This window comes from Erwinia sp. PME.40.26/001 (assembly GCF_055556675.1).
The window spans coordinates 142,656-161,692 of record NZ_JBVHNP010000003.1 but is presented as its reverse complement, the minus strand read 5'-3'; the positions used below and the strand labels follow the sequence as shown (position 1 = coordinate 161,692).

17 protein-coding genes are annotated in these 19,037 nt (G+C 56.5%); 8 read left to right on the top strand and 9 right to left on the bottom strand.

The features are described 5' to 3' along the window. Positions 1-8: 8 nt before the first annotated feature. Positions 9-824 carry a TIM barrel protein gene (locus ACZ3HG_RS11270; protein ID WP_191934513.1) on the bottom strand — a complete coding sequence of 272 codons (816 nt, stop codon included), beginning with the start codon at positions 822-824 and terminating at the stop codon, positions 9-11. A gap of 517 nt (positions 825-1,341) precedes the next feature. Here ACZ3HG_RS11270 and ACZ3HG_RS11265 point away from each other — a divergent pair. Together ACZ3HG_RS11265 and iolB are read left to right on the top strand one after the other, a co-directional pair. Then, a complete protein-coding gene (locus tag ACZ3HG_RS11265) occupies positions 1,342-2,847 on the top strand; it encodes a CoA-acylating methylmalonate-semialdehyde dehydrogenase (protein ID WP_191936729.1) in 1,506 nt (501 codons plus the stop codon). 48 nt (positions 2,848-2,895) lie between these two features. Then, positions 2,896-3,717 (top strand): 5-deoxy-glucuronate isomerase, encoded by an 822-nt coding sequence (iolB, locus tag ACZ3HG_RS11260; RefSeq protein ID WP_191936728.1) that lies wholly within the window; start codon positions 2,896-2,898, stop codon positions 3,715-3,717. 115 nt (positions 3,718-3,832) lie between these two features. Here iolB and ACZ3HG_RS11255 read toward each other — a convergent pair whose 3' ends face one another. Together ACZ3HG_RS11255 and ACZ3HG_RS11250 are read right to left on the bottom strand one after the other, a co-directional pair. Then, positions 3,833-4,672 carry a MurR/RpiR family transcriptional regulator gene (locus tag ACZ3HG_RS11255; protein WP_191934516.1) on the bottom strand — a complete coding sequence of 280 codons (840 nt, stop codon included), beginning with the start codon at positions 4,670-4,672 and terminating at the stop codon, positions 3,833-3,835. 233 nt (positions 4,673-4,905) lie between these two features. After that, entirely contained in the window at positions 4,906-6,828 is a 1,923-nt protein-coding gene (locus ACZ3HG_RS11250) for a bifunctional 5-dehydro-2-deoxygluconokinase/5-dehydro-2-deoxyphosphogluconate aldolase (protein ID WP_191934517.1), read from the bottom strand. Between the two features lie 596 nt (positions 6,829-7,424). Between ACZ3HG_RS11250 and iolD the strand changes: the two genes are divergently transcribed. The 4 genes from iolD (at position 7,425) to iolE (ending at position 12,499) form a co-directional block, all read left to right on the top strand. Beyond that, a complete protein-coding gene (iolD, locus tag ACZ3HG_RS11245) occupies positions 7,425-9,365 on the top strand; it encodes a 3D-(3,5/4)-trihydroxycyclohexane-1,2-dione acylhydrolase (decyclizing) (protein WP_465332831.1) in 1,941 nt (646 codons plus the stop codon). Positions 9,366-9,564: 199 nt separating this feature from the next. Then, positions 9,565-10,578: a bifunctional inositol 2-dehydrogenase/D-chiro-inositol 1-dehydrogenase gene (gene iolG / locus ACZ3HG_RS11240; protein ID WP_191934519.1), complete on the top strand. Its 1,014-nt coding sequence runs from the start codon at positions 9,565-9,567 to the stop codon at positions 10,576-10,578. A gap of 95 nt (positions 10,579-10,673) precedes the next feature. Continuing rightward, complete coding sequence (locus ACZ3HG_RS11235; protein WP_191934520.1) at positions 10,674-11,558, top strand: sugar phosphate isomerase/epimerase family protein; 885 nt, start codon at positions 10,674-10,676, stop codon at positions 11,556-11,558. 44 nt (positions 11,559-11,602) lie between these two features. Next, positions 11,603-12,499, top strand: coding sequence for a myo-inosose-2 dehydratase (gene iolE / locus ACZ3HG_RS11230; RefSeq protein ID WP_191934521.1), 897 nt, complete (start codon positions 11,603-11,605; stop codon positions 12,497-12,499). A gap of 87 nt (positions 12,500-12,586) precedes the next feature. Here the strand turns inward: iolE and ACZ3HG_RS11225 are convergent, their stop codons facing one another. Both ACZ3HG_RS11225 and ACZ3HG_RS11220 read right to left on the bottom strand, forming a co-directional pair. Further along, complete coding sequence (locus ACZ3HG_RS11225; protein WP_062748255.1) at positions 12,587-13,147, bottom strand: DcrB family lipoprotein; 561 nt, start codon at positions 13,145-13,147, stop codon at positions 12,587-12,589. A 97-nt stretch (positions 13,148-13,244) separates the two neighbouring features. Then, positions 13,245-13,910 (bottom strand): 7-cyano-7-deazaguanine/7-aminomethyl-7-deazaguanine transporter, encoded by a 666-nt coding sequence (locus ACZ3HG_RS11220; RefSeq protein ID WP_191934522.1) that lies wholly within the window; start codon positions 13,908-13,910, stop codon positions 13,245-13,247. A gap of 206 nt (positions 13,911-14,116) precedes the next feature. Here ACZ3HG_RS11220 and tusA point away from each other — a divergent pair, with 206 nt between their 5' ends. After that, on the top strand, positions 14,117-14,362 hold the full coding sequence (gene tusA, locus ACZ3HG_RS11215) for a sulfurtransferase TusA (protein WP_062748262.1): 246 nt from the start codon (positions 14,117-14,119) through the stop codon (positions 14,360-14,362). 84 nt (positions 14,363-14,446) lie between these two features. On the opposite strand, the gene ACZ3HG_RS11210 is transcribed toward tusA, so the two are convergent. Together ACZ3HG_RS11210 and ACZ3HG_RS11205 are read right to left on the bottom strand one after the other, a co-directional pair. After that, complete coding sequence (locus ACZ3HG_RS11210; protein ID WP_465332830.1) at positions 14,447-16,714, bottom strand: zinc/cadmium/mercury/lead-transporting ATPase; 2,268 nt, start codon at positions 16,712-16,714, stop codon at positions 14,447-14,449. A gap of 92 nt (positions 16,715-16,806) precedes the next feature. Beyond that, positions 16,807-17,433 carry a lysoplasmalogenase gene (locus tag ACZ3HG_RS11205; protein ID WP_191934524.1) on the bottom strand — a complete coding sequence of 209 codons (627 nt, stop codon included), beginning with the start codon at positions 17,431-17,433 and terminating at the stop codon, positions 16,807-16,809. A gap of 142 nt (positions 17,434-17,575) precedes the next feature. On the opposite strand from ACZ3HG_RS11205, the gene ACZ3HG_RS11200 reads away from it, so the two are divergent. Next, positions 17,576-17,941, top strand: coding sequence for a DUF2500 domain-containing protein (locus ACZ3HG_RS11200; RefSeq protein ID WP_191934525.1), 366 nt, complete (start codon positions 17,576-17,578; stop codon positions 17,939-17,941). A 100-nt stretch (positions 17,942-18,041) separates the two neighbouring features. On the opposite strand, the gene ACZ3HG_RS11195 is transcribed toward ACZ3HG_RS11200, so the two are convergent. Then, a complete protein-coding gene (locus tag ACZ3HG_RS11195; protein WP_191934526.1) occupies positions 18,042-18,311 on the bottom strand; it encodes a DUF1145 family protein in 270 nt (89 codons plus the stop codon). After that, positions 18,301-18,906 (bottom strand): 16S rRNA (guanine(966)-N(2))-methyltransferase, encoded by a 606-nt coding sequence (gene rsmD / locus ACZ3HG_RS11190; protein WP_191934527.1) that lies wholly within the window; start codon positions 18,904-18,906, stop codon positions 18,301-18,303. Before rsmD ends, ACZ3HG_RS11195 begins: the two co-directional genes overlap by 11 nt. Positions 18,907-19,037: the final 131 nt, after the last annotated feature.

Here is a 19,037-nt window from a genome sequence, read left to right as displayed (position 1 = left end):
TGAAAGGATTACTCCTGAAGCAATGCGATGCTCTGGCGGATTTCGCGCTCGATATCCGCCGCACTCCAGCTATCCATCACTGAGGCAAACGGTTCGAAGGCATACACGCCGGTGTAGCCCAATGCTTCCAGACGCTGGACCTGCCAGACGCTTTTCAGCAGGTCATCACTGCTTAACATCAGACGCTCTTCGTCGGTCAGTTCGCTGACCGGGCGACCGTCGATGACGCCGGACAGGTGCACCAGGCCAATCTGATCGATATCGATACCGTCGGCAAAGTCCTGCTCTGCGCCTTCATACAGGTGGTGATGGAAGGTATCCAGCACGATCTTAAAGGGCACGTTGGCCTGCGTGATCAGCTGCTGCGCCTGCGCGGCAGAACGCAGTGAGCTGACCGGGAAGCCCAGTGGCTCAACGAGACCTTCAACACCATAGCGTGCAAACAGCGGGGCCAGCGTAGTCAGGGCCTGCTGGGTGTCTTCGGCGGAGATCTTTGTCCCGTCGTTGAGCGGGCACATCACCAGTGCTTTAGCGCCAATTCCCTGAGCATCTTTCAGCAGGCTTTCAGCGCGGGCCAGCAGGTCATCACTGATCTGGTTGAACGGATACAGGGCGTTGATGGTGACAATTTCCAGACCATACTTTTCCGCCAGCTCACGTACCTGCTGATGACTCAGGTTATCCGTGACGCTGCCGCCTTTCATATCGTTACGCAGTTCGACTTTATGCAGACCCAGTTTATGCACCAGCTGGAAAAAAGCGTCAATGCTCAGGGCCGGTGCGATTTTACGGTTAACACAAAAACGGGTTGGATCGATAGCCATCGTAGGGTTCCTGTTGAGTAGGGTAGGAAGGTAAAAGGTTCATTAAGCGTGACCGCCAGCCATTTATTGTTGATTACAGGCCGGTCAGGGGGTTTCACAGACTACAGGAAAACATTTATTTCATGTTTGGTGAATAATGAAATTTAAATTTTTAGATCCGTCTCGCAAAATTTCACTCTGGGCCTCATAAAAGGGCCCAGAATACAGAGTAATCCTGGGGTTTTAACAGGGCGAAAGTCGGTGTGACGGGAGGGGGTGACTGAAACGACTGCTCCGCGTACCGCCTGCGTTGGGGGCTTTTTTCTTCTGCCGTCAGCATGGGGAGGAAATCCCCGACCCCCGTGACCTGAAAAATGCGATCCAGCCCGCTAAAAATGAATTTTCTAAAGTGAAATATTTGAAAAATTTATTTCAATATTATACTGTCTCAACACGAATCACGGTTTTACCCGGCGTGGCAGCGGTATGACGTCAGACTGCCTGCAAGGGAATTCATTACTAATACAGAGGCCAGCACATGACTATCGTAGGAAACTTTATTGGCGGTAAAACCTCTCTGAGCGCCAGCAACGAAACCATTCCAATTTACGATCCGGCAACCGGTCAGCCGGTGCGTGAACTGACGCAGAGCACCAGCGATGAAGTGGCCCATGCCATCGCCGTTGCGCATGAAGCCTTCGATAGCTGGTCCCGCACGTCGCCGCTGCGCCGCGCCCGTATTCTGTTTAACTTTAAAGCCCTGATGGAAGAGCACCGCGACGAGCTGGCCGGACTGATTGTCAGCGAGCACGGAAAAGTGTGGTCCGATGCGCTGGGTGAACTGACCCGGGGTCTGGAAGTGGTCGAGTTTGCCTGCGGTATTCCGCACCTGATCAAGGGTGAAAACTCTGCCGATGTCGGTACTGGCGTGGACAGCTATTCATTAATGCAGCCGCTGGGCGTGGTGGCCGGGATTACCCCGTTCAACTTCCCGGCGATGGTGCCTCTGTGGATGTTCCCGATTGCTCTGGCATGCGGGAACACCTTCGTACTGAAGCCGCCAGCCCTTGATCCGTCAGCGGCGGTGCGTATGGCCGAACTGCTAACCGAAGCCGGTTTGCCGGACGGTGTGTTCAACGTGATTCACAGTTCGAACGACAATGCCGAGCAGCTGTATAAAGATCCGCGCGTACAGGCGGTGAGCTTCGTCGGTTCTTCCGGCGTGGCAGAGCATATTTACACCACGGCCAGCGCCCACGGTAAGCGCGTACAGGCATTCGGCGCAGCGAAGAACCACGCGATCGTGATGCCAGACGCTGACCTGGATGCGACCGTGAATGCCATTATGGGGGGCGCGTTTGGCTCTGCCGGTGAGCGCTGCATGGCACTGCCGGTGGTGGTGGCCGTGGGTGATGACACCGCTGACAAACTGATTGCTGCACTGACCCCGCTGGTCAAAGCCCTGCGCGTCGGTCCTGGCATCCACAAAGGTAAAGACGAAAACGAAATGGGGCCGGTTGTTTCTGCCGCGCACCAGAAGAAAGTGCTGGGCTACATCGATAAAGGTGAGGCTGAAGGCGCGAAGCTGGTGGTTGACGGTCGCGGCATCCAGGTGGAAGGCCATCCTGAGGGCTACTACGTTGGCGGCACGCTGTTTGATAACGTCACCACTGATATGGTGATCTGGCGCGAAGAGATCTTCGGGCCGGTACTGAGCATCGTTCGTGCCCCTGATTACAAAACTGCGCTGGACCTGGTCAACAGCCACGAGTTCGGTAACGGCAGCGCCATCTTCACCAGCAACGGCCACACCGGGCGCGACTTCGTCCGTGAAGTGCAGGCGGGCATGGTTGGGGTGAACGTTCCGGTTCCAGTGCCGATGGCCTTCCACAGCTTCGGCGGCTGGAAACGTTCCGTGTTCGGTGCGCTGAATGTACACGGCCCGGACGGCGTGCGCTTCTACACCCGCATGAAAACCGCCACCGTGCGCTGGCCAAGCGGTCAGAAAACCGTGTCAGAATTCAGTATGCCAACGTTAGGTTAAATCTCAGCAGGGCGAGGTCATCCTCGCCCTGACGGACAGAGAGGCTGTATGTCATTACTATCCAAAGTAAAAGAGCCGGATGCGCAGGGTCGTATCCAGCATGTTACCCCGGAAAGTGCAGGCTGGCGCTATGTCGGTTTCGACGCTTATCAGTTGAAAAAAGGTCAGACGCTGCGGCTGGAAAGCGGCAGCAAAGAGCTGTGCCTGGTGCTGGTTGCCGGCCTGGCGTCGGTGAAAACCCGCCTGGCTGAATTCCCGCATATCGGCAAACGTATGTCACCGTTTGAACGGACGCCTCCTTATTCGGTGTATGTCCCGGGTAACGAGCAGGTCGAGGTGGTAGCAGAGTCTGACCTTGAGCTGGCGGTGTGTAGTGCGCCGGCGACCGGGGGCAAACTGCCCGCACGGCTGATCGCACCCGCCGATGTCGGCGTTGAGCAGCGCGGCAAAGGTAATAATAAGCGTCTGGTGCATAATATTCTGCCTGACGACAAGCCGGCAGACAGCCTGCTGGTGGTCGAAGTGTATACCGATGAGGGTAATACCAGCTCCTACCCCAGCCATAAGCACGACCAGGAAGACTCTCCGGATGAAACCTACCTGGAAGAGACGTACTACCACCGTTTTAATCCAGAGCGTGGTTTTGCCATGCAGCGCGTCTATACCGACGATCGCTCGCTGGATGTCTGTATGGCACCCTACAATCAGGACGTGGTGACCGTGCCGCGTGGCTATCACCCGATGTCGACCGTTGCCGGCTATGACAACTATTATCTGAATGTGATGGCCGGGCCGGTACGCCTGTGGAAATTTACCTGGGAGAAAGATCACGCCTGGGTGAACAGTGATGAGTATCCGCGTAAGGGATAATGCTGCAGGGGGGAGGCAGGCCTCGGCCGATGTTGACGTGAGCAACCAGCCCCGTCAGATGGGATGTTGAAACCAGCGATAAAACGGGCAGTCCTTGCGGGCGGCCCGTTTTTCTTTAGTTTTTAACGTTGGTCAGCGCCAGCGAAACCGCCAGCGTCTGGGCCAGGCACAGGGACGCTACCTGAGAGCGGAAACCATCGACCTGCGCCTCACGCACCACAAAGCAGACATCGCTGAAGGCGGCCAGCGGGCTGACCTGGCTGTCGGTGATCGCGATCTGATGCGCACCGCGTTTTGCTCCCAGCTCCACCAGTTCCACCGCTTCGCGCGCGTAAGGTGAATAGCTGATCGCAATCACCACATCTTTCGGGTTGACCATGCTTAACTGTTCGGCAAACATCCCGCCCAGCCCGTCGATCAGGAAGGCGCGGCGCTCCAGATGGCGCAGGGCATAGGTCAGGTAGGAGGCAACGCTGAACGAACGGCGTAAACCAATGACGTAAATGTTATCGGCTTCATCCAGCATCTTCACCGCTTTTTCCAGCTGTTCAGGATTCACCTGCATCGCCAGCTGCTGCAGCGCCTGCGAGTTCACCATGGTGAATACATTGAGAATTTCTGCCGGGCTTTCGGGTGCGCTGGCGCTTTCATCGGTGGCGGTCTGGCGGAACAGACGCGCCCGCTCCGTATAGTTGACCGTCTCTTCCATCAGGTGCTGACGGAAGACCTGCTTCATTTCATTGAAGCCGCTGAACCCGAAGGCATTCGAGAAGCGGATCAGCGTCGAGGGCGGGACATCGGCCTGCTGGGCGATAGAGGCGACGGTATCAAAGGCGATGCTGTTGCTGTTATCAAGAATATAGCGAGCCACCTGCTTCAGGCGTTTACTGAGAGTGTCGTAGCGGCGACGGATATCGTCCTGCAACAGAGAAAGTTGGGTCGGATTATTAGTCATTACACGGCTCGCAAAAAGGAAAATAGTGTTCTTCTGTGCGTTATTCTACCAGATGAACAAAAAATTTCACTTGATGAAGAAAGCGGCAGGCCGTATTTCATCAGGGTTGGGAATCAGTTCACAAAATCGTAACCTTCTGCCCTCAGCAGATAAAATAATTCATTCGTTTCATAAAAAAAGGGTAACCCTGTACCGGGTTACCCTTTTTTGTGGCCTCTGAAAAAGAGAGGGGATTACTGCGCCGGGCGCGCCTCGCGCCAGTAGCCGATCAGCGTCAGATAGTTGTTCTTCACCTTTTCGATCAGTCCGGCATCGTCCAGCTCACCCTGCAGCCACTGGCGTGATGGCTGGCCGAAGATGGTCCGCCCGACAGCAAAGCCCTTGACCCACGGGGATTTTGCGGCGGCGGCGAAGCCTGCTTTCAACTCCTCTTCCGGCGCATCCAGACCCAGCAGCAGGATGCCCCGGCAGTGTGGATCGTGCTGTTCAATCAGCGCACTGATCGCTTCCCAGCTGGCGTGGGACAGCGGCGGCAGTTTCCACCAGTCAGGCTGAATGCCCAGGCTGTAGAAGTGAGTGAGGATCTCCAGATAGTATTTCTCATCCTTATCCGGATGGCTTTCCGGCAGGATCACTTCCAGCAGCAACTCGTGACCGGACTTGTTACAGCCGTTCCACACGTCGAGGATCAGATCGTCCTGCTCTTTGCGCAGTTCCGCGCTGTCTTTCGGATGATAGAAGGTCAGACATTTGACCACGTGCTCCTGCGGCCAGTCGATCAGCTGGGAACCAATATTACCGTGTTCCAGACGCAGCGGCCGCGAGCTCGGCAGCTCGATCGGGCGACCGATCCACCAGCCTTTACCGGTGATGGCATTCAGCGCCGGCTGACCGTAAGTGGTATCGGCGAGGATGCCGCAGCGACCGTCGTCCAGACCGGCTTCCTTCGCCGCCGCCTCGGCCCCCTGCAGCAACAGTAGCTTCAGGTCAGGGATACGTGACGCGTCAACGCCCGCTTCTGCCGCCATATCAGCCAGCTGTTTGCGGTGGTCAAAAGCAAAAATATTCAGTTCGTGCCACTGCTGCTTGCGGGTCGTGACGCGATGCAGATGGTTGAGACGACTGTCAAGATCCGGCCGTTTCACATCATTATCGCGGCCGAGGAAGTCGTCCAGTTCTTCTTTGGTTGGCATCGCAGGCGCACAGCCGTGACGTGACACCACCAGCGCACCGCAGGCGTTGGCATAACGGCAGGCCTGTTCCCAGCTCTCATCGTTCAGCCAGCCGCGCAGCAGACCGGACATAAAGGCGTCGCCTGCACCCAGTACGTTCAGCACTTCCACACGCACGCCTGTTTGCAGCGTGGTCTGATCCCAGCTGTCCGGGATCTCGCCTTCAAACACTACACAGCCCAGCGGGCCGCGTTTGCACACCAGGGTGGCCTGGGTGGCTTTACGCACGTTTTTCAGTGCCGTCAGGCTGTCGGTGCTGCCCCCGGCGATATGGAACTCTTCTTCCGTTCCCACCACCAGGTCGAAATAGTGCAGCACTTCCTGCAGCTGCTGCGTTACGCGCTCTGACTCCACAAAGCGCGTTTCGCCATCACCCAGTGAGGTCAGGCCCCACAGTACCGGGCGGTAGTCGATATCCAGCGCGGTACGCAGGCCGTGACGACGGGCAATCTCCAGCGCTTTCAGCACCGCAGCACGGGTGTCCGGGTGTGACAGATGCGTTCCGGTGACCGCCACGGCCCGGGCAGAGGCAATATACTCTTCCTGAATATCGTCCGGTACCAGGCCCATATCGGCACAGTTATCGCGATAGAACACCAGCGGGAAGGTTTCCTGATCCTTGATGCCGAGGATCACCAGACCCGTCAGACGGGTTTTGTCGGTGATCAGGCTCTGAGTATCACAGCCAACGCGTTGTAGCTCTTCACGCAGGAAGCGGCCCATATGTTCATCGCCAACGCGGGCAAGCATGGCGGATTTCAGACCCTGGATTGCAGTGCCGTACGCTACATTTCCTGAGGAGCCACCCAGGTATTTCGCGAAGGTGGTTTCATCTTCCAGGCGCGCGCCAATCTGCTGGCCATAAAGGTCGACGGCGATGCGCCCGATACAAATCACATCAAGGCGCTTCTGTTGTGTACTCATACCTGTTGTTTCCTCTGTTTGTACCCTGCCTGCTGGTCGTTTAACGACAACGTCAGTGGTAGTGGGCAGTGCCGATGCTGTTGAGCCTTCCCGGCAGGTCGGAGCAATAAGCCCGATCGAATCCGGATCTAACATGTCGCAAAGTATGAGGAATAAAAATTCCAAATTCAATATGAAATGAAATTATTACCCCAAAAGTGTGAGGGGGTTAAAACTCTTGTAATGCGGATTTAGCCCCTCGGTAAATGGCCGGTGTTTCAGGCCATTCAAGAGATGTGAGCAGTCTCTCAACTTTCTTAGACCATATTGGCGAACATATTGAAGTGAAACGATTTTTCTCTTTCAGACGTCACCGCATTGTTATCGTTTCATTTATGGCTTGTTACTGCCGCTGTGGTGGCGGGTTTTACTGCAGAATTTGATCTCTCTCGCAAAATGAAATGTTTCTTCTGTAATTCTGTTTAGTGAAAAAAATATTTGTTTATAATCGGCTCACGTTTCACTTATAGCTGTCGCCGTTTTGTTTCTCTGGCGACCACAAATGCGAACTCCGGTGGACCTGATGATGTGGCCACTGATACCGAAAGGAAGAGCAAATGGGCAAGATCAGATTAACCACAGCACAGGCTCTGGTCAGATTCCTGGATAACCAGTATCTGTCGGTAGATGGCGTTGAAACCAAATTTGTTAAAGGGATCTTTGCCATCTTCGGTCACGGCAACGTGCTCGGCTTAGGCCAGGCGCTGGAGCAGGACAGCGGCGATATGGTGGTGTATCAGGGGCGAAATGAGCAGGGTATGGCGCATGCGGCTATCGGTTTTGCCAAGCAGAAACTTCGCCGAGAGATCATTGCCTGTACCTCCTCCGTCGGGCCGGGTGCCGCCAACATGGTCACCGCGGCTGCCACCGCCACGGCGAACCGTATTCCTTTACTGCTGCTGCCGGGCGATGTCTTTGCCACTCGCCAGCCCGACCCGGTTTTACAGCAGATTGAACAGAGTCACGATCTCAGCATCAGCACCAATGATGCCTTCCGCGCCGTCAGCAAATACTGGGACCGCGTCAGCCGCCCGGAACAGTTGATGACCGCCTGTATCAATGCCATGCGCGTACTGACCGACCCGGCAGATACCGGTGCCGTCACAATCTCGCTTCCGCAGGATGTGCAGGGTGAAGCCTATGACTTCCCGGACTACTTCTTCCAGAAACGCGTACACCGTCTGGAACGCCGTCTGCCAACCGAAGGCCAGCTGGCCGATGCGCTGGCGCTGATTGCCGGTAAGAAAAAACCGATGATTATCTGCGGCGGCGGGGTGAAATACTCCGGTGCAGGCGATGCGCTGCGCGCTTTTGCGGAACGCTACAATATCCCGTTTGCGGAAACCCAGGCGGGTAAAGGTACCATTGTTTCTGACCATCCACTGAATGTGGGGGGCGTCGGTGAGACGGGCTGTCTGGCCGCCAACCTGCTGGCTAAAGAGGCGGACCTGGTGATCGGTATCGGCACGCGTTACACCGACTTTACCACCGCCTCCAAGTGGATCTTCCAGAATCCTGAGGTCAGCTACATCAACATCAACGTCAGTAACTTTGATGCCTACAAGCTTGATGCCGTGCAGGTCGTTGCGGATGCGCAGGAAGCCCTGACCGCGATTGACAGCCGCCTGGCGGAAACCGGCTTCAGCCACGGCTGGGGAGAAAAAGTGGGGCAGGCGCAAAGCAAGCTACTGAAAGAAACGCAGCGCGTTTACAGCTCGGTCTACAGCGGAACTGATTACGTGCCGGAAATAGATGACCATATGGATCGCGACGCGGTGTGGGCCGAGTTTAATCGCCTGACCGACTCGTTCCTGACCCAGTGCAGCGTTCTGGGTACGCTCAATGAACATCTCCCAAAGGATGCAGTGATTGTGGCGGCCGCGGGCAGCCTGCCGGGCGACCTGCAACGCATGTGGCGCACCAAAGATTACAACAGCTATCACGTCGAGTATGGCTACTCCTGCATGGGTTACGAAGTCAACGCTTCCCTGGGCGTTAAGCTCGCGGAACCGCAGCGTGAGGTTTACACCCTGGTGGGGGATGGCTCCTTTATGATGCTGCACTCCGAGCTGGTGACCTCAATCCAGGAGGGGGCGAAGATCAACGTCATCCTGCTGGATAACATGACCAATGGCTGCATTAACAACTTGCAGATGGAACACGGTATGGACAGTTTCACCACCGAGTTCCGCTTCCGTAATGCCAACGGCGGCAAGCTGAACGGCGGTTTTGTGCCGGTCGACTTTGCGGCGATTGCCGCAGGTTACGGTTGCAAAACCTATCGTGTCACCACGCTTGAGCAGCTGGAGGCGGCGTTGACCGATGCGCAGAAACAGACCGTATCAACGCTTATCGATATTAAAGTTCTGCCAAAAACCATGATTCACAAGTACTTCAGCTGGTGGCGCGTAGGTGGTGCCCAGGTGTCCCAATCAGAGCGCGTAGACGCCGTGGCCCGGATGCTGAACGAACATATCGACCAGGCGCGTGAATATTAATCATACCCTTCATTCTTCACGCTGCAGGTGCGTTGGCTGCGCCTGTTCACCCCAGTCACATAGTTATCTATGCTCCTGGGGATTCGCAGGCTTGCCGCCTTCCTGCAGCGAGAATTATTTTGGGTATAAACATTTGTTGTTTATTTAACGGGCATTTTTATTTCGCCCGCTCTTATCCCCCTACATGTAAGGACCTGTTATGACTTTAAAATTAGGTGTAATCGGAACGGGCGCCATCGGCCAGGAACATATTCGTCGTTGCAGCAAAGTGCTGCAGGGTGCGCAGGTGGTTGCCGTCTCTGATATCAACGTGGACGGTGCCAAAGCTGCACTGGCGCGTATCGGTATTGACGCCGAGGTGTTTGCTAACGGCCACGATGTGGTGACGTCACCGAACGTGGACGCCGTGCTGGTCACCTCCTGGGATCCGACGCACGAAGAGTTCACCCTGGCGGCCATCGCCGCAGGCAAGCCGGTTTTCTGTGAAAAACCGCTGGCGATGAGCGCGGAAGGCTGCCGCCGCGTGGTGGATGCCGAAATCAAATTCGGCAAGCGTCTGGTGCAGGTAGGCTTTATGCGCCCGTACGACAGCGGCTATCGTGCGCTGAAAGACGTGATCACCAAAGGGGAAATCGGCGAGCCGCTGATGCTGCACTGTGCGCACCGTAACCCGACGGTACCAGAGAGCTACACTACCGATATGGCCATCACCAACACACTGATCCACGAACTGGATGTGCTGCGCTGGCTGACCGAAGATGATTACAAATCGGTGCAGGTGGTGTTCCCACGCTCTACCTCGAAAACGCACAGCAAACTGCGCGACCCGCAGGTGGTGCTGTTTGAAACCCGTAAGGGCATCCGCATCGACGTTGAGATCTTCGTTAACTGTGCCTACGGTTACGACATTCAGTGTGAAGTGGTGGGTGAAGAGGGCATCGCTAAACTGCCAGAGCCTTCAGCCGTGCAGATGCGTAAAGACGCCAAGCTGTCGACGTCAATCCTGACCGACTGGAAAGATCGCTTCATCGATGCCTACGACGTGGAACTGCAGGCGTTTATCAACGATGCCACCGCTGGCACACTGACCGGGCCATCCGCCTGGGACGGCTATGCTGCCTCTGTGGCTGCCGATGCCTGTCTGAAAGCGCAGGAGAGCGGTGCGATTGAGCCGGTGGAACTGCCAGAGCGTCCCGCCTTCTACGCTAAATAAATTTTTGGGCGTCTGCAGCGGGCGCGCTCAACCCCCCGTCATCACGGCGGGGGATCACCGCAAAACAGCGTACTGATTTATTCACGGAGAGTCTGATGAAAATTGCCTTTGATGTTGATGTCATCCGGGATATGGGCATCACAAAAATGGTTCACCAGGTGGCTGACTGGGGCTACAAATATATCGAACAGTCCCCGCATCCACAGATCAACCCGTTCTATAAGCATCCTAAAGCCAGTCGCGAGATCATTACCGAGTACAAAAACGCGCTGCGTGAGACCGGGCTGGAGATCTCCTCATTTATCGTGGTGTACCGCTGGTCCGGTCCGGATGAAGCGCGCCGTCAGGCCGCTGTCAGAAACTGGAAACGAATGATTGAGATCGCCGTGGAAACCGGCGTACAGGTGATCAATACCGAGCTTTCCGGTAATCCGAACGAGCCTGAAATCTGTGAAGAGATGTTCTACCGGTCGATGGAAGAACTGCTGCCGATCGTTGAACGCGAAGGCATCCGCATCGAAATCCAGTCCCATCCGTGGGATTTCTGCGAAGAGAGCAACGAAACCGCCGACATGGTGAAATCGTTCCGCAGCGAGAACGTCAAGTATCTTTACAGCGTGCCGCATACCTTCTTTTACGACAAAGGAAAGGGGGATGTGAAAAGCATGCTGGAGTATTCCGGCATCGATCTGTCGCACGTCCTGATTGCCGACACCATGAACCACACCAAACACTGCCGCTATATTGTCAACCCGCCGGGCGTGGATGCGACGATCCACCAGCATGTAGGCGTGGGCGAAGGAGAGGTCGATTTTCAGACGCTGTTCCAGACGCTGCGCGATATGGACTTTGCTAACCGCACCTTCAAAGTTGGCGGCGAGTCGATTATTGCCTCGTCACTGTTTGGCTACCCGGAAAAAATGAACCGTCAGGCAGTCGAAACGCGCGAACTGATCGAACGTGAACTGCTGAGAAAATAATGCAGGGCGGCGAGTGCCGCCCGGTGAACCCCTGAGGCAACACCATGAACAAAGATAACGTCAGACTGGCGATTGCGCCGATTGGCTGGACCAACGATGACATGCCGGAACTTGGCAAAGAGAATACCTTCCAGCAGATCGTCAGTGAAATGGCGCTGGCGGGTTTTACCGGCAGTGAAGTAGGCAGCAAGTACCCGCGCGACCCGGCGATCCTGAAGCCGATGCTCGATATCCGGGGCATTGAAATCGTCAATGCCTGGTTCAGCACCTTCTTTGCCAACGGCGATAAAGCCAAAACCATTGATGAATTCATTAACCATCGTGATTTCCTGCACGCGATGGGGGCGAAAGTGATTGGCTGTTCAGAGCAGAGCCTGAGCATCCAGGGGACGACCAAAGCCGTACTGGAAGAGAAGCCACACTTTACTGATGAACAGTGGCGTCTGACCGCAGAAGGGTACAACGAGCTGGCGAAACTGGCGGCGGAGAAGGGCATGACCGTCGGTCTGCATCACCATATGGGCACGGGCATTCAAACCACCGCCGAGGTGGATCGTTTTATGGCCGAAACCAATGAAGATGTCTACCTGCTGTTTGATACCGGCCACGCTTACTATTCTGAAGGGACGCAGGAAGCCATGCTGGCCATCCTGACGAAGTATCTGCCGCGTATCAACCACGTGCATCTGAAAGACGTGCGCGATGAGGTAGTGGCACAGGTGAAGAGCCAGAAACTGTCCTTCCTGGATGGCGTGAAAAAGGGCACCTTTACCGTACCGGGTGACGGCGTGATTGATTTCGATCCGGTGTTCAAAATCCTCGACGACTTCGGCTATAAAGGTTGGATGGTGGTGGAAGCAGAGCAGGACCCGGCGCTGGCGAACCCGTTTGAATATGCAGTAAAAGCACGCAAGTACATTCGCGAACACGCCGGTCTGTAACCGCCAGGGCGGACATCAACAGAGGTTTGCCTTTACGCACGGGCCGATCGGTTTATCGATCGGCCCGTGTCACGTCAGGCGATAGTGTTATTTGAGTTCGATGGTGCTGATAATGCTTTCGGCTTCGGTCTGCGCCTGCTGCTGATTGTCCGCAGGCAGAGTGATTTGCAGCGTCAGAAGTTTACCGTCACTTTTACCCAGCACCACGGAAGACCAGGATGACTGGTTGTTGGCTGAGATCACGGTATCCAGCTGCTGGAGCTGCTTGCCCTTCACCGTAATGGATTTGTTGGTCACGACCTGCAGCTGTGGGTCACGGTTGCGCTGTTGGGCTTCCAGGCGACCGGCCAGGACGTCCAGACCTTCGTCAGTACTTTCGCCGTCAATCACGATGATCGCCTTCTGGCCTGATTCATCGGCATAGACGTGCATATTGTTCGCCTGGGTACCAAGCTTACCGCTCTTATCAGACATGCCTGCCGGCAGGGTAAAACTCAGCTTGCCATCCATCAGGGTGACATTCTGATTTGACTGGCTGCTGCTGACGCCATTGTCATCGGCTGCGGCCTTTTCATCTTTCTTACCATCACAGGCAGCCAGGCCGGCTACCAGTACAGCGATTCCGGCATATTTCAGTAAGTTACGCATCAGGGTCCCTTTTCACATTGGTCGCGTAGAATTCAGGCCTTCAATACAATCGTATTCAGCGCCTAAAAGCAACTTAACAACGGTTACCGATAGCACACTAACCGAAGTTGACTTTCACGCCGTGCGATTTTTCTGCCAGGCGCTTCAGGGCGGCATTCAGCAGGACGCCATAGGCAGGCAGGAAGAACACCATGCAGATAAGCACTTTGAAGCAGTAGTCTACCATCGCAATCTCGACCCAGTGGGTGGCCATAAACAGGTCCGGGCTCTTGTAGAAGGCGATAAAGAAGAAGGCCAGCGTATCGCTGATATTACCGAGAAACATGGCGGCTGCCGGAGCCATCCACCACGCGGCTTTCTGACGCAGGCGGTTAAAAACGTGAATGTCGAGGATCTGACCGAGCGCGTAGGCCATAAAGCTGGCGCAGGCGATGCGGGCGACAAACAGGTTCATCTCTTCCAGCGCCGCAAATCCCTGCCATTCACCCTGATAAAACAGGGCCGAGATGGCATAGGAGATAAACAGGGCCGGGACCATCACCGCGAGAATAATACGCCGGGCCAGCGGAGCGCCAAAAATACGTACCGTCAGGTCAGTGGCCAGGAAGATAAACGGGAAGCTGAAGGCACCCCAGGTGGTGTGCAGGCCAAAAATAGCCACGGGCAGCTGCACCAGATAATTACTGGAGGTGATCACCAGCAGATGGAACAGGGACAGCCAGACCAGCGCATGGGTGCGCTGACGCGTTGAAAAAGCAATCATCGTTGTAAGCCTTTTTAGATTGGGGTGAGGGAACCCATGAACATGTATCTGTGTTTCGCGCAGGCGAATTCGCGGCATATTACCGCGTTGCCCTGCTATTGCAATGGTTAATTTTAACGCAAACGTTATCGTGAAACGCAATCCTTGCACGCACCATGGCCGGCGTTAAAATAGGCGCTGACCTTTATCGAATAATTGAGAATCTCATGAGCGATCTCTTCGCGAATCCCGACCGGACCCTTGATGCGCTAGGCCTGCGGTGTCCTGAACCCGTGATGATGGTGCGCAAAACCGTGCGCCATATGCAGGAGGGAGAAACCCTGTTGATTATCGCCGATGACCCGGCGACGACGCGTGATATCCCCGGTTTTTGCCGTTTTATGGAACATACGCTGGTGGCCCAACATACTGACGCCCTGCCCTATCAGTTCTTGCTGAAGAAAGGGGTGTAGCGGGCGACACATGTCCGGTCATCCCATGGCGGGCTGACCCAAAAAGGAGGTCAGCCCGTGCAGTAGGGTGAAAAGGACATCCTGCTATTTCTTACGCAGTAACCGCAGGGCGTTCGCTGTCACTAACGCCGTTGCGCCCGAATCCGCCAGCACTGCCAGCCAGAGCCCGGTGATGCCCATCAGCGTGGTGACCAGGAAGATACCCTTCAGCCCCAGCGCCAGCGCGACGTTCTGGCGAATATTCGCGTGGGTGGCGCGTGACAGGCGGATCATCGCGGCCAGACCATTGAGCCGGTTGTGCGTCAGCGCGGCATCGGCGGTTTCCAGAGCGACATCGCTGCCGCTGCCCATCGCAATACCGACGGTGGCGGCCTTCATAGCGGGCGCATCGTTAATGCCATCCCCGACCATCGCCACCGGCTGCTGCTGATTAAGCAGGCTGATGGCCGTGACTTTGTCCTCTGGTAGCAGGCCCGCGCGGTAATCGATATCCAGCTCACCGGCAATCGCTGCCGCCGCTCGCGGGTTGTCTCCGGTCAGCATCACCGCATGAATACCCAGTGCCCTGATTTCATCCAGCGCCGCCCTGGCATCGGCACGCAGCGTATCACGCAGGGCGATAAGCCCCAGCATCTGCTGGCCGTCGTGTAACACCACCACCGTATTGCCCGCGTTTTCCAGCGCCTCTGTGCGGCCCCGCTCTGCGGTCAGCATCCCGTCCGGCAGTCTGGCCGGTGAGCTGATGGTCAGTAAGCGTCCACTGACTTCCGCTTCAACCCCGCTTCCCGCCAGGGCACGCAGGGCAGTCGCCTGCGGCAGCGTCAGCTGACGCTGCGCTGCGGCCGCCGTGATAGCCTGCGCCAGCGGATGGGACGATCCCTGTTCAATGGCGGCGGCGGTAGCCAGCAGCTGATTTTCGTCCAGGGTGGCCAGCGGCAGGATAGCGGTGACCTGCGGTTTCCCCTCGGTCAGCGTACCGGTTTTATCAAAGGCCATCGTGCGTACGCTGCCCAAACTTTCCAGCGCCGCGCCGCCTTTGATCAGCGCACCACGGCGTGCCGCCGCGGCCAGTCCGGAGGTGATCGCCGCCGGGGTGGAAATAACCAGCGCACACGGGCAGCCAATCAGCAGCAGCGTTAATCCCTTATAGATCCAGGGCTGCCATGCGGCCCCCAGCAGCAGCGGTGGCACCAGTACCACCCCCAGCGCCAGCACGATAATTATCGGTGTGTAGATGCGGCTGAAACGGTCAAGGAAGCGTTCAATGGGCGCACGCCGCTCTTCGGCTTCTTCAATCAGGTGCAGAATACGATCGATGGCACTTTTACCCGGCTCTGACATCACCTCCAACTGGACCAGGCGGTCAACGCTCAGACAGCCGGCGGCGATGGTTTCATTCTGCTGGCGTTCCACCGGCACCGATTCCCCGGTCAGCGCACTTTCATCAAAGCTGGCGAAGCGGCTCAGCAGCTTCGCATCCGCTGGCAGGCGGGCACCGGCGGCCACTTCAATCACGTCGCCGGGGCGTAAATCGCTGACCGCGACATTTTCCCGCTGCCCCGCCCGCAGGCGAACAGCAGTATCGGGTTTCAGCGCCATCAGCGCCGTCACCCCTTTGCGCGCGCGACCGGCGGCAAACGATTCCAGCCGCTCCCCGAGCATAAACAGCAGCAGCACCATTGCCGCCTCGGCAGTGGCACCGATAAACAGGGCACCGACCGCAGCTACGGTCATCAGGGTTTCAATGCTGAACGGCGACCCGCTGCGCATCAGGCGCAGGGCGCTGCGGCCAATCGGCCAGACGCCAAATAGCGTGGTGGCGATAAAAGCGATCTGGCCCGCCGGATGATCAATACTTTCCAGCAGCCAGCTCACTGCCATCATCAGTGTGAGTACGATCAGGCTGAGGTTTTCCTGCCAGAGGCTTTTTTCAACGGCCGGCGGTGCGGCGACATCACTGCGCTGTAGCTTGAACCCGGCCTGCGACACGGCCTGTTCAACGGCATCACGAACATCGCTGCGGGCATCGACCAGCAGTTTTTCGCTGGCGAATGCCACGCGGGCCTGAACGATTTCCGGCAGCTGTTTTATTGCGGTTTCGACCTTGCGCGCGCAGGCCGGGCAGTCCATTCCCTTCACCTGCCAGGTAAATCGAACATCGCCCGAGGGCCTGTCGCCCTCATCATCGGGGTCGTCTCCCGAATGGCAGGCCGTATCTTCACAGCAGGGTGATGCGGTGCCAGTTGGGCTGGCGGGGGTGATTTTCTGGATCACTGGACGCGGGCGGGTGCTGCATCCGTGCTGAGTGCTGGCGTGGTGGTGACCACAACCACATGAAGAGTGCTGTTGCATAACGCCTCCTGACCGGTATCGGCGGGCAACACTGCCCGTCGATACCTATCTTACACTCTGGAGTGGACTCCAGAGTCAAGCGTCAGTTCAGCTTATAACCATAAGGAGCGCACGATCATAAAGTGGCCGGCAAAGTAGCAGGCGGCGATCACGGCGCGGTCGGCGCTGAAACGGCGGCGATAATGGCTGACCAGCCAGACAATATTTCCCAGCAGCAGCAGGACGGACCCGGCCATCAGGGTAAAGGTATCGTCGGTAGGTAGCATGAAATACTGTTCCATACCCAGCCAGACCATCAGCAGCGTAACGCCGAAAAAGGTGCAGATCGGCCAGCGTAGCTCTTCCAGTCGGCTCCAGACGGTCGCTGCCACCAGTCCACCAATAATCAGCAGCGCCAGCGGAATGGGCCAGAAGAAGCTCAGCGTCATCTGGCTGGCGAAATAGAGCGTGTACAGCAGGTGGGAAAGGAAGAATGCCCCAATGGCGTACAGCATACGTTTGGTGGGCAGCAGGGTGAGGGCATCCCCGACCAGTGTGGCCAGCACGCCAAGCAGGATCAGATAGTCCGTGGTTTTCAGCACCGGAGCCTGCCAGGCCCAGGCCAGCAGCAGCAGCATGGTGACGGGTTTAAAGACCCAGCGCTGCCACTGTGGGCCGCGATAGGAGGCATCAACATACAGCCAGCCTGAAAAAAGAACCGCAAGGAAAGACCAAATCATATTGTTATCCTTAGATTAAAAACTCCGCAACTCCCAATCAGTTTAGGTGAAGCACGGTGGATGTGACAATGAGAGGGCTCCGGTTGTATCCTGATGCGCACACGATGCACACTGTCCGTTTTTATTTCCGCAGGGAGAAGAAATGCAGCCCCCTCAGATCTTTTTTATCGTACTGGCCATCATTGCTGTTCTGGCTACCCGCCAGTTTATCCGGCAGCGACGCGAGGCAGCGGTTAATGATGCCTCACCGCTGCGCACCCTGGCCGTGGAGGTGAAATCGAAACGCGAATATCCGGCCCCGAACCGCCGTTCACGCCAGCGTGAACACATCCCGGTGGAAGAGATGCGCTACGAGGCCTGGTTTCGTCCGTTAAACGGTGCGGGCGATTTTAAGCTGGTGCTGAATGCCGGAGACTACCACCAGATGGATAAGGGGAGTAAAGGTGAACTGAAGGTGAAAGGGACCCGCTTTATCTCATTTGCGGCCAGTCCCACTGCGTCCTGTTGATACGGTGGGAAAAGATCGCCAGAAAGGGCGTTGTGTCCCTCTGTATGCTCTGCTTTCCCGGTCCGTATCGTCTTGTTGCCACCCAGACCAGGATGTCCGCTTATTGCTTAGGAAAATTCTTTTTTTGCCAGGCCAGCAGTTCAAACACGCCGAAGAAAAATACCTTTGCCTGCATCACACCGCTGAGTTTCTCTGCACCTTTCGGCTGGGTGGTGCGCATCAGCACCAGCTGCAGCCCGTGCATGATCACCATGAAAAACAGCGCAACGTTGACGAAATAGGTCAGGGGTTTCGGGAACGGGTGAACAACGTTAAGCAGTAAAAAGGCCCAGACAAACAGCATCAGCACGCGGCCTGCATTAATCAGCATCGGAAATCTCCCTGGTATGGCGGTGACGGACGTAGAGTCGATAGGCCACCTGTCCGGCAATCTTTTCGCGATGGAGCTGCCAGTTGACCGGGACGGGCGGCAGGCCGTGCTCGACTTCGCTTTCAACATACACCAACGCACCGTCACTCAGCCAGCCGTTATGCTCAAGCAGCTCTACGGTCTGCTCCAGCAGCCCTTTACGGAACGGCGGGTCGATAAAGACCAGCTGATGTTCATCGCCCTTCTGTGCCAGAAACTGCAGCGTGTTGGTGTTCACCACGCGTCCGCTCTTTGCCCCGAGGGTGGCGAGGTTTTTCTCAAGTTGCTGCGCCACCGGGCGCTCCAGCTCAAGCAGGGTGGCGCTGCCCGCGTGACGGGACAGGGCTTCCAGACCGAGTGCGCCACTGCCGGCGTAACAGTCGAGGCATTTTGCCTGCTGTATATCCGCGGCCAGCCAGTTAAATAACGTTTCGCGTACGCGATCGGTGGTCGGGCGCAGGCCCGCGCTGTCCGGAACCGGCAGTTTACGTCCACGCCACTGACCGCCAATAATACGTATTTGCCCGGCTGCGCCGCTGCGGGGTTTCTTATTCATCTTGCTGAACTCTTAATAATTTGTTGCATAGTTTAACGGGCTAACCGGGCGGAGGAAACGTAAAAAGGGTGCTGTGATGCGCTCTGCAGAAAGTGTTAGACTAAGAGATTAATTAACAGATTAATTTTCGT

Coding starts and splice junctions, on each gene's coding strand:
- ACZ3HG_RS11270 (WP_191934513.1), bottom strand. CDS start 824: ATGGCTATCGATCCAACCCGTTTTTGTGTTAACCGTAAAATCGCACCG.
- ACZ3HG_RS11265 (WP_191936729.1), top strand. CDS start 1,342: ATGACTATCGTAGGAAACTTTATTGGCGGTAAAACCTCTCTGAGCGCC.
- iolB (WP_191936728.1), top strand. CDS start 2,896: ATGTCATTACTATCCAAAGTAAAAGAGCCGGATGCGCAGGGTCGTATC.
- ACZ3HG_RS11255 (WP_191934516.1), bottom strand. CDS start 4,672: ATGACTAATAATCCGACCCAACTTTCTCTGTTGCAGGACGATATCCGT.
- ACZ3HG_RS11250 (WP_191934517.1), bottom strand. CDS start 6,828: ATGAGTACACAACAGAAGCGCCTTGATGTGATTTGTATCGGGCGCATC.
- iolD (WP_465332831.1), top strand. CDS start 7,425: ATGGGCAAGATCAGATTAACCACAGCACAGGCTCTGGTCAGATTCCTG.
- iolG (WP_191934519.1), top strand. CDS start 9,565: ATGACTTTAAAATTAGGTGTAATCGGAACGGGCGCCATCGGCCAGGAA.
- ACZ3HG_RS11235 (WP_191934520.1), top strand. CDS start 10,674: ATGAAAATTGCCTTTGATGTTGATGTCATCCGGGATATGGGCATCACA.
- iolE (WP_191934521.1), top strand. CDS start 11,603: ATGAACAAAGATAACGTCAGACTGGCGATTGCGCCGATTGGCTGGACC.
- ACZ3HG_RS11225 (WP_062748255.1), bottom strand. CDS start 13,147: ATGCGTAACTTACTGAAATATGCCGGAATCGCTGTACTGGTAGCCGGC.
- ACZ3HG_RS11220 (WP_191934522.1), bottom strand. CDS start 13,910: ATGATTGCTTTTTCAACGCGTCAGCGCACCCATGCGCTGGTCTGGCTG.
- tusA (WP_062748262.1), top strand. CDS start 14,117: ATGAGCGATCTCTTCGCGAATCCCGACCGGACCCTTGATGCGCTAGGC.
- ACZ3HG_RS11210 (WP_465332830.1), bottom strand. CDS start 16,714: ATGCAACAGCACTCTTCATGTGGTTGTGGTCACCACCACGCCAGCACT.
- ACZ3HG_RS11205 (WP_191934524.1), bottom strand. CDS start 17,433: ATGATTTGGTCTTTCCTTGCGGTTCTTTTTTCAGGCTGGCTGTATGTT.
- ACZ3HG_RS11200 (WP_191934525.1), top strand. CDS start 17,576: ATGCAGCCCCCTCAGATCTTTTTTATCGTACTGGCCATCATTGCTGTT.
- ACZ3HG_RS11195 (WP_191934526.1), bottom strand. CDS start 18,311: ATGCTGATTAATGCAGGCCGCGTGCTGATGCTGTTTGTCTGGGCCTTT.
- rsmD (WP_191934527.1), bottom strand. CDS start 18,906: ATGAATAAGAAACCCCGCAGCGGCGCAGCCGGGCAAATACGTATTATT.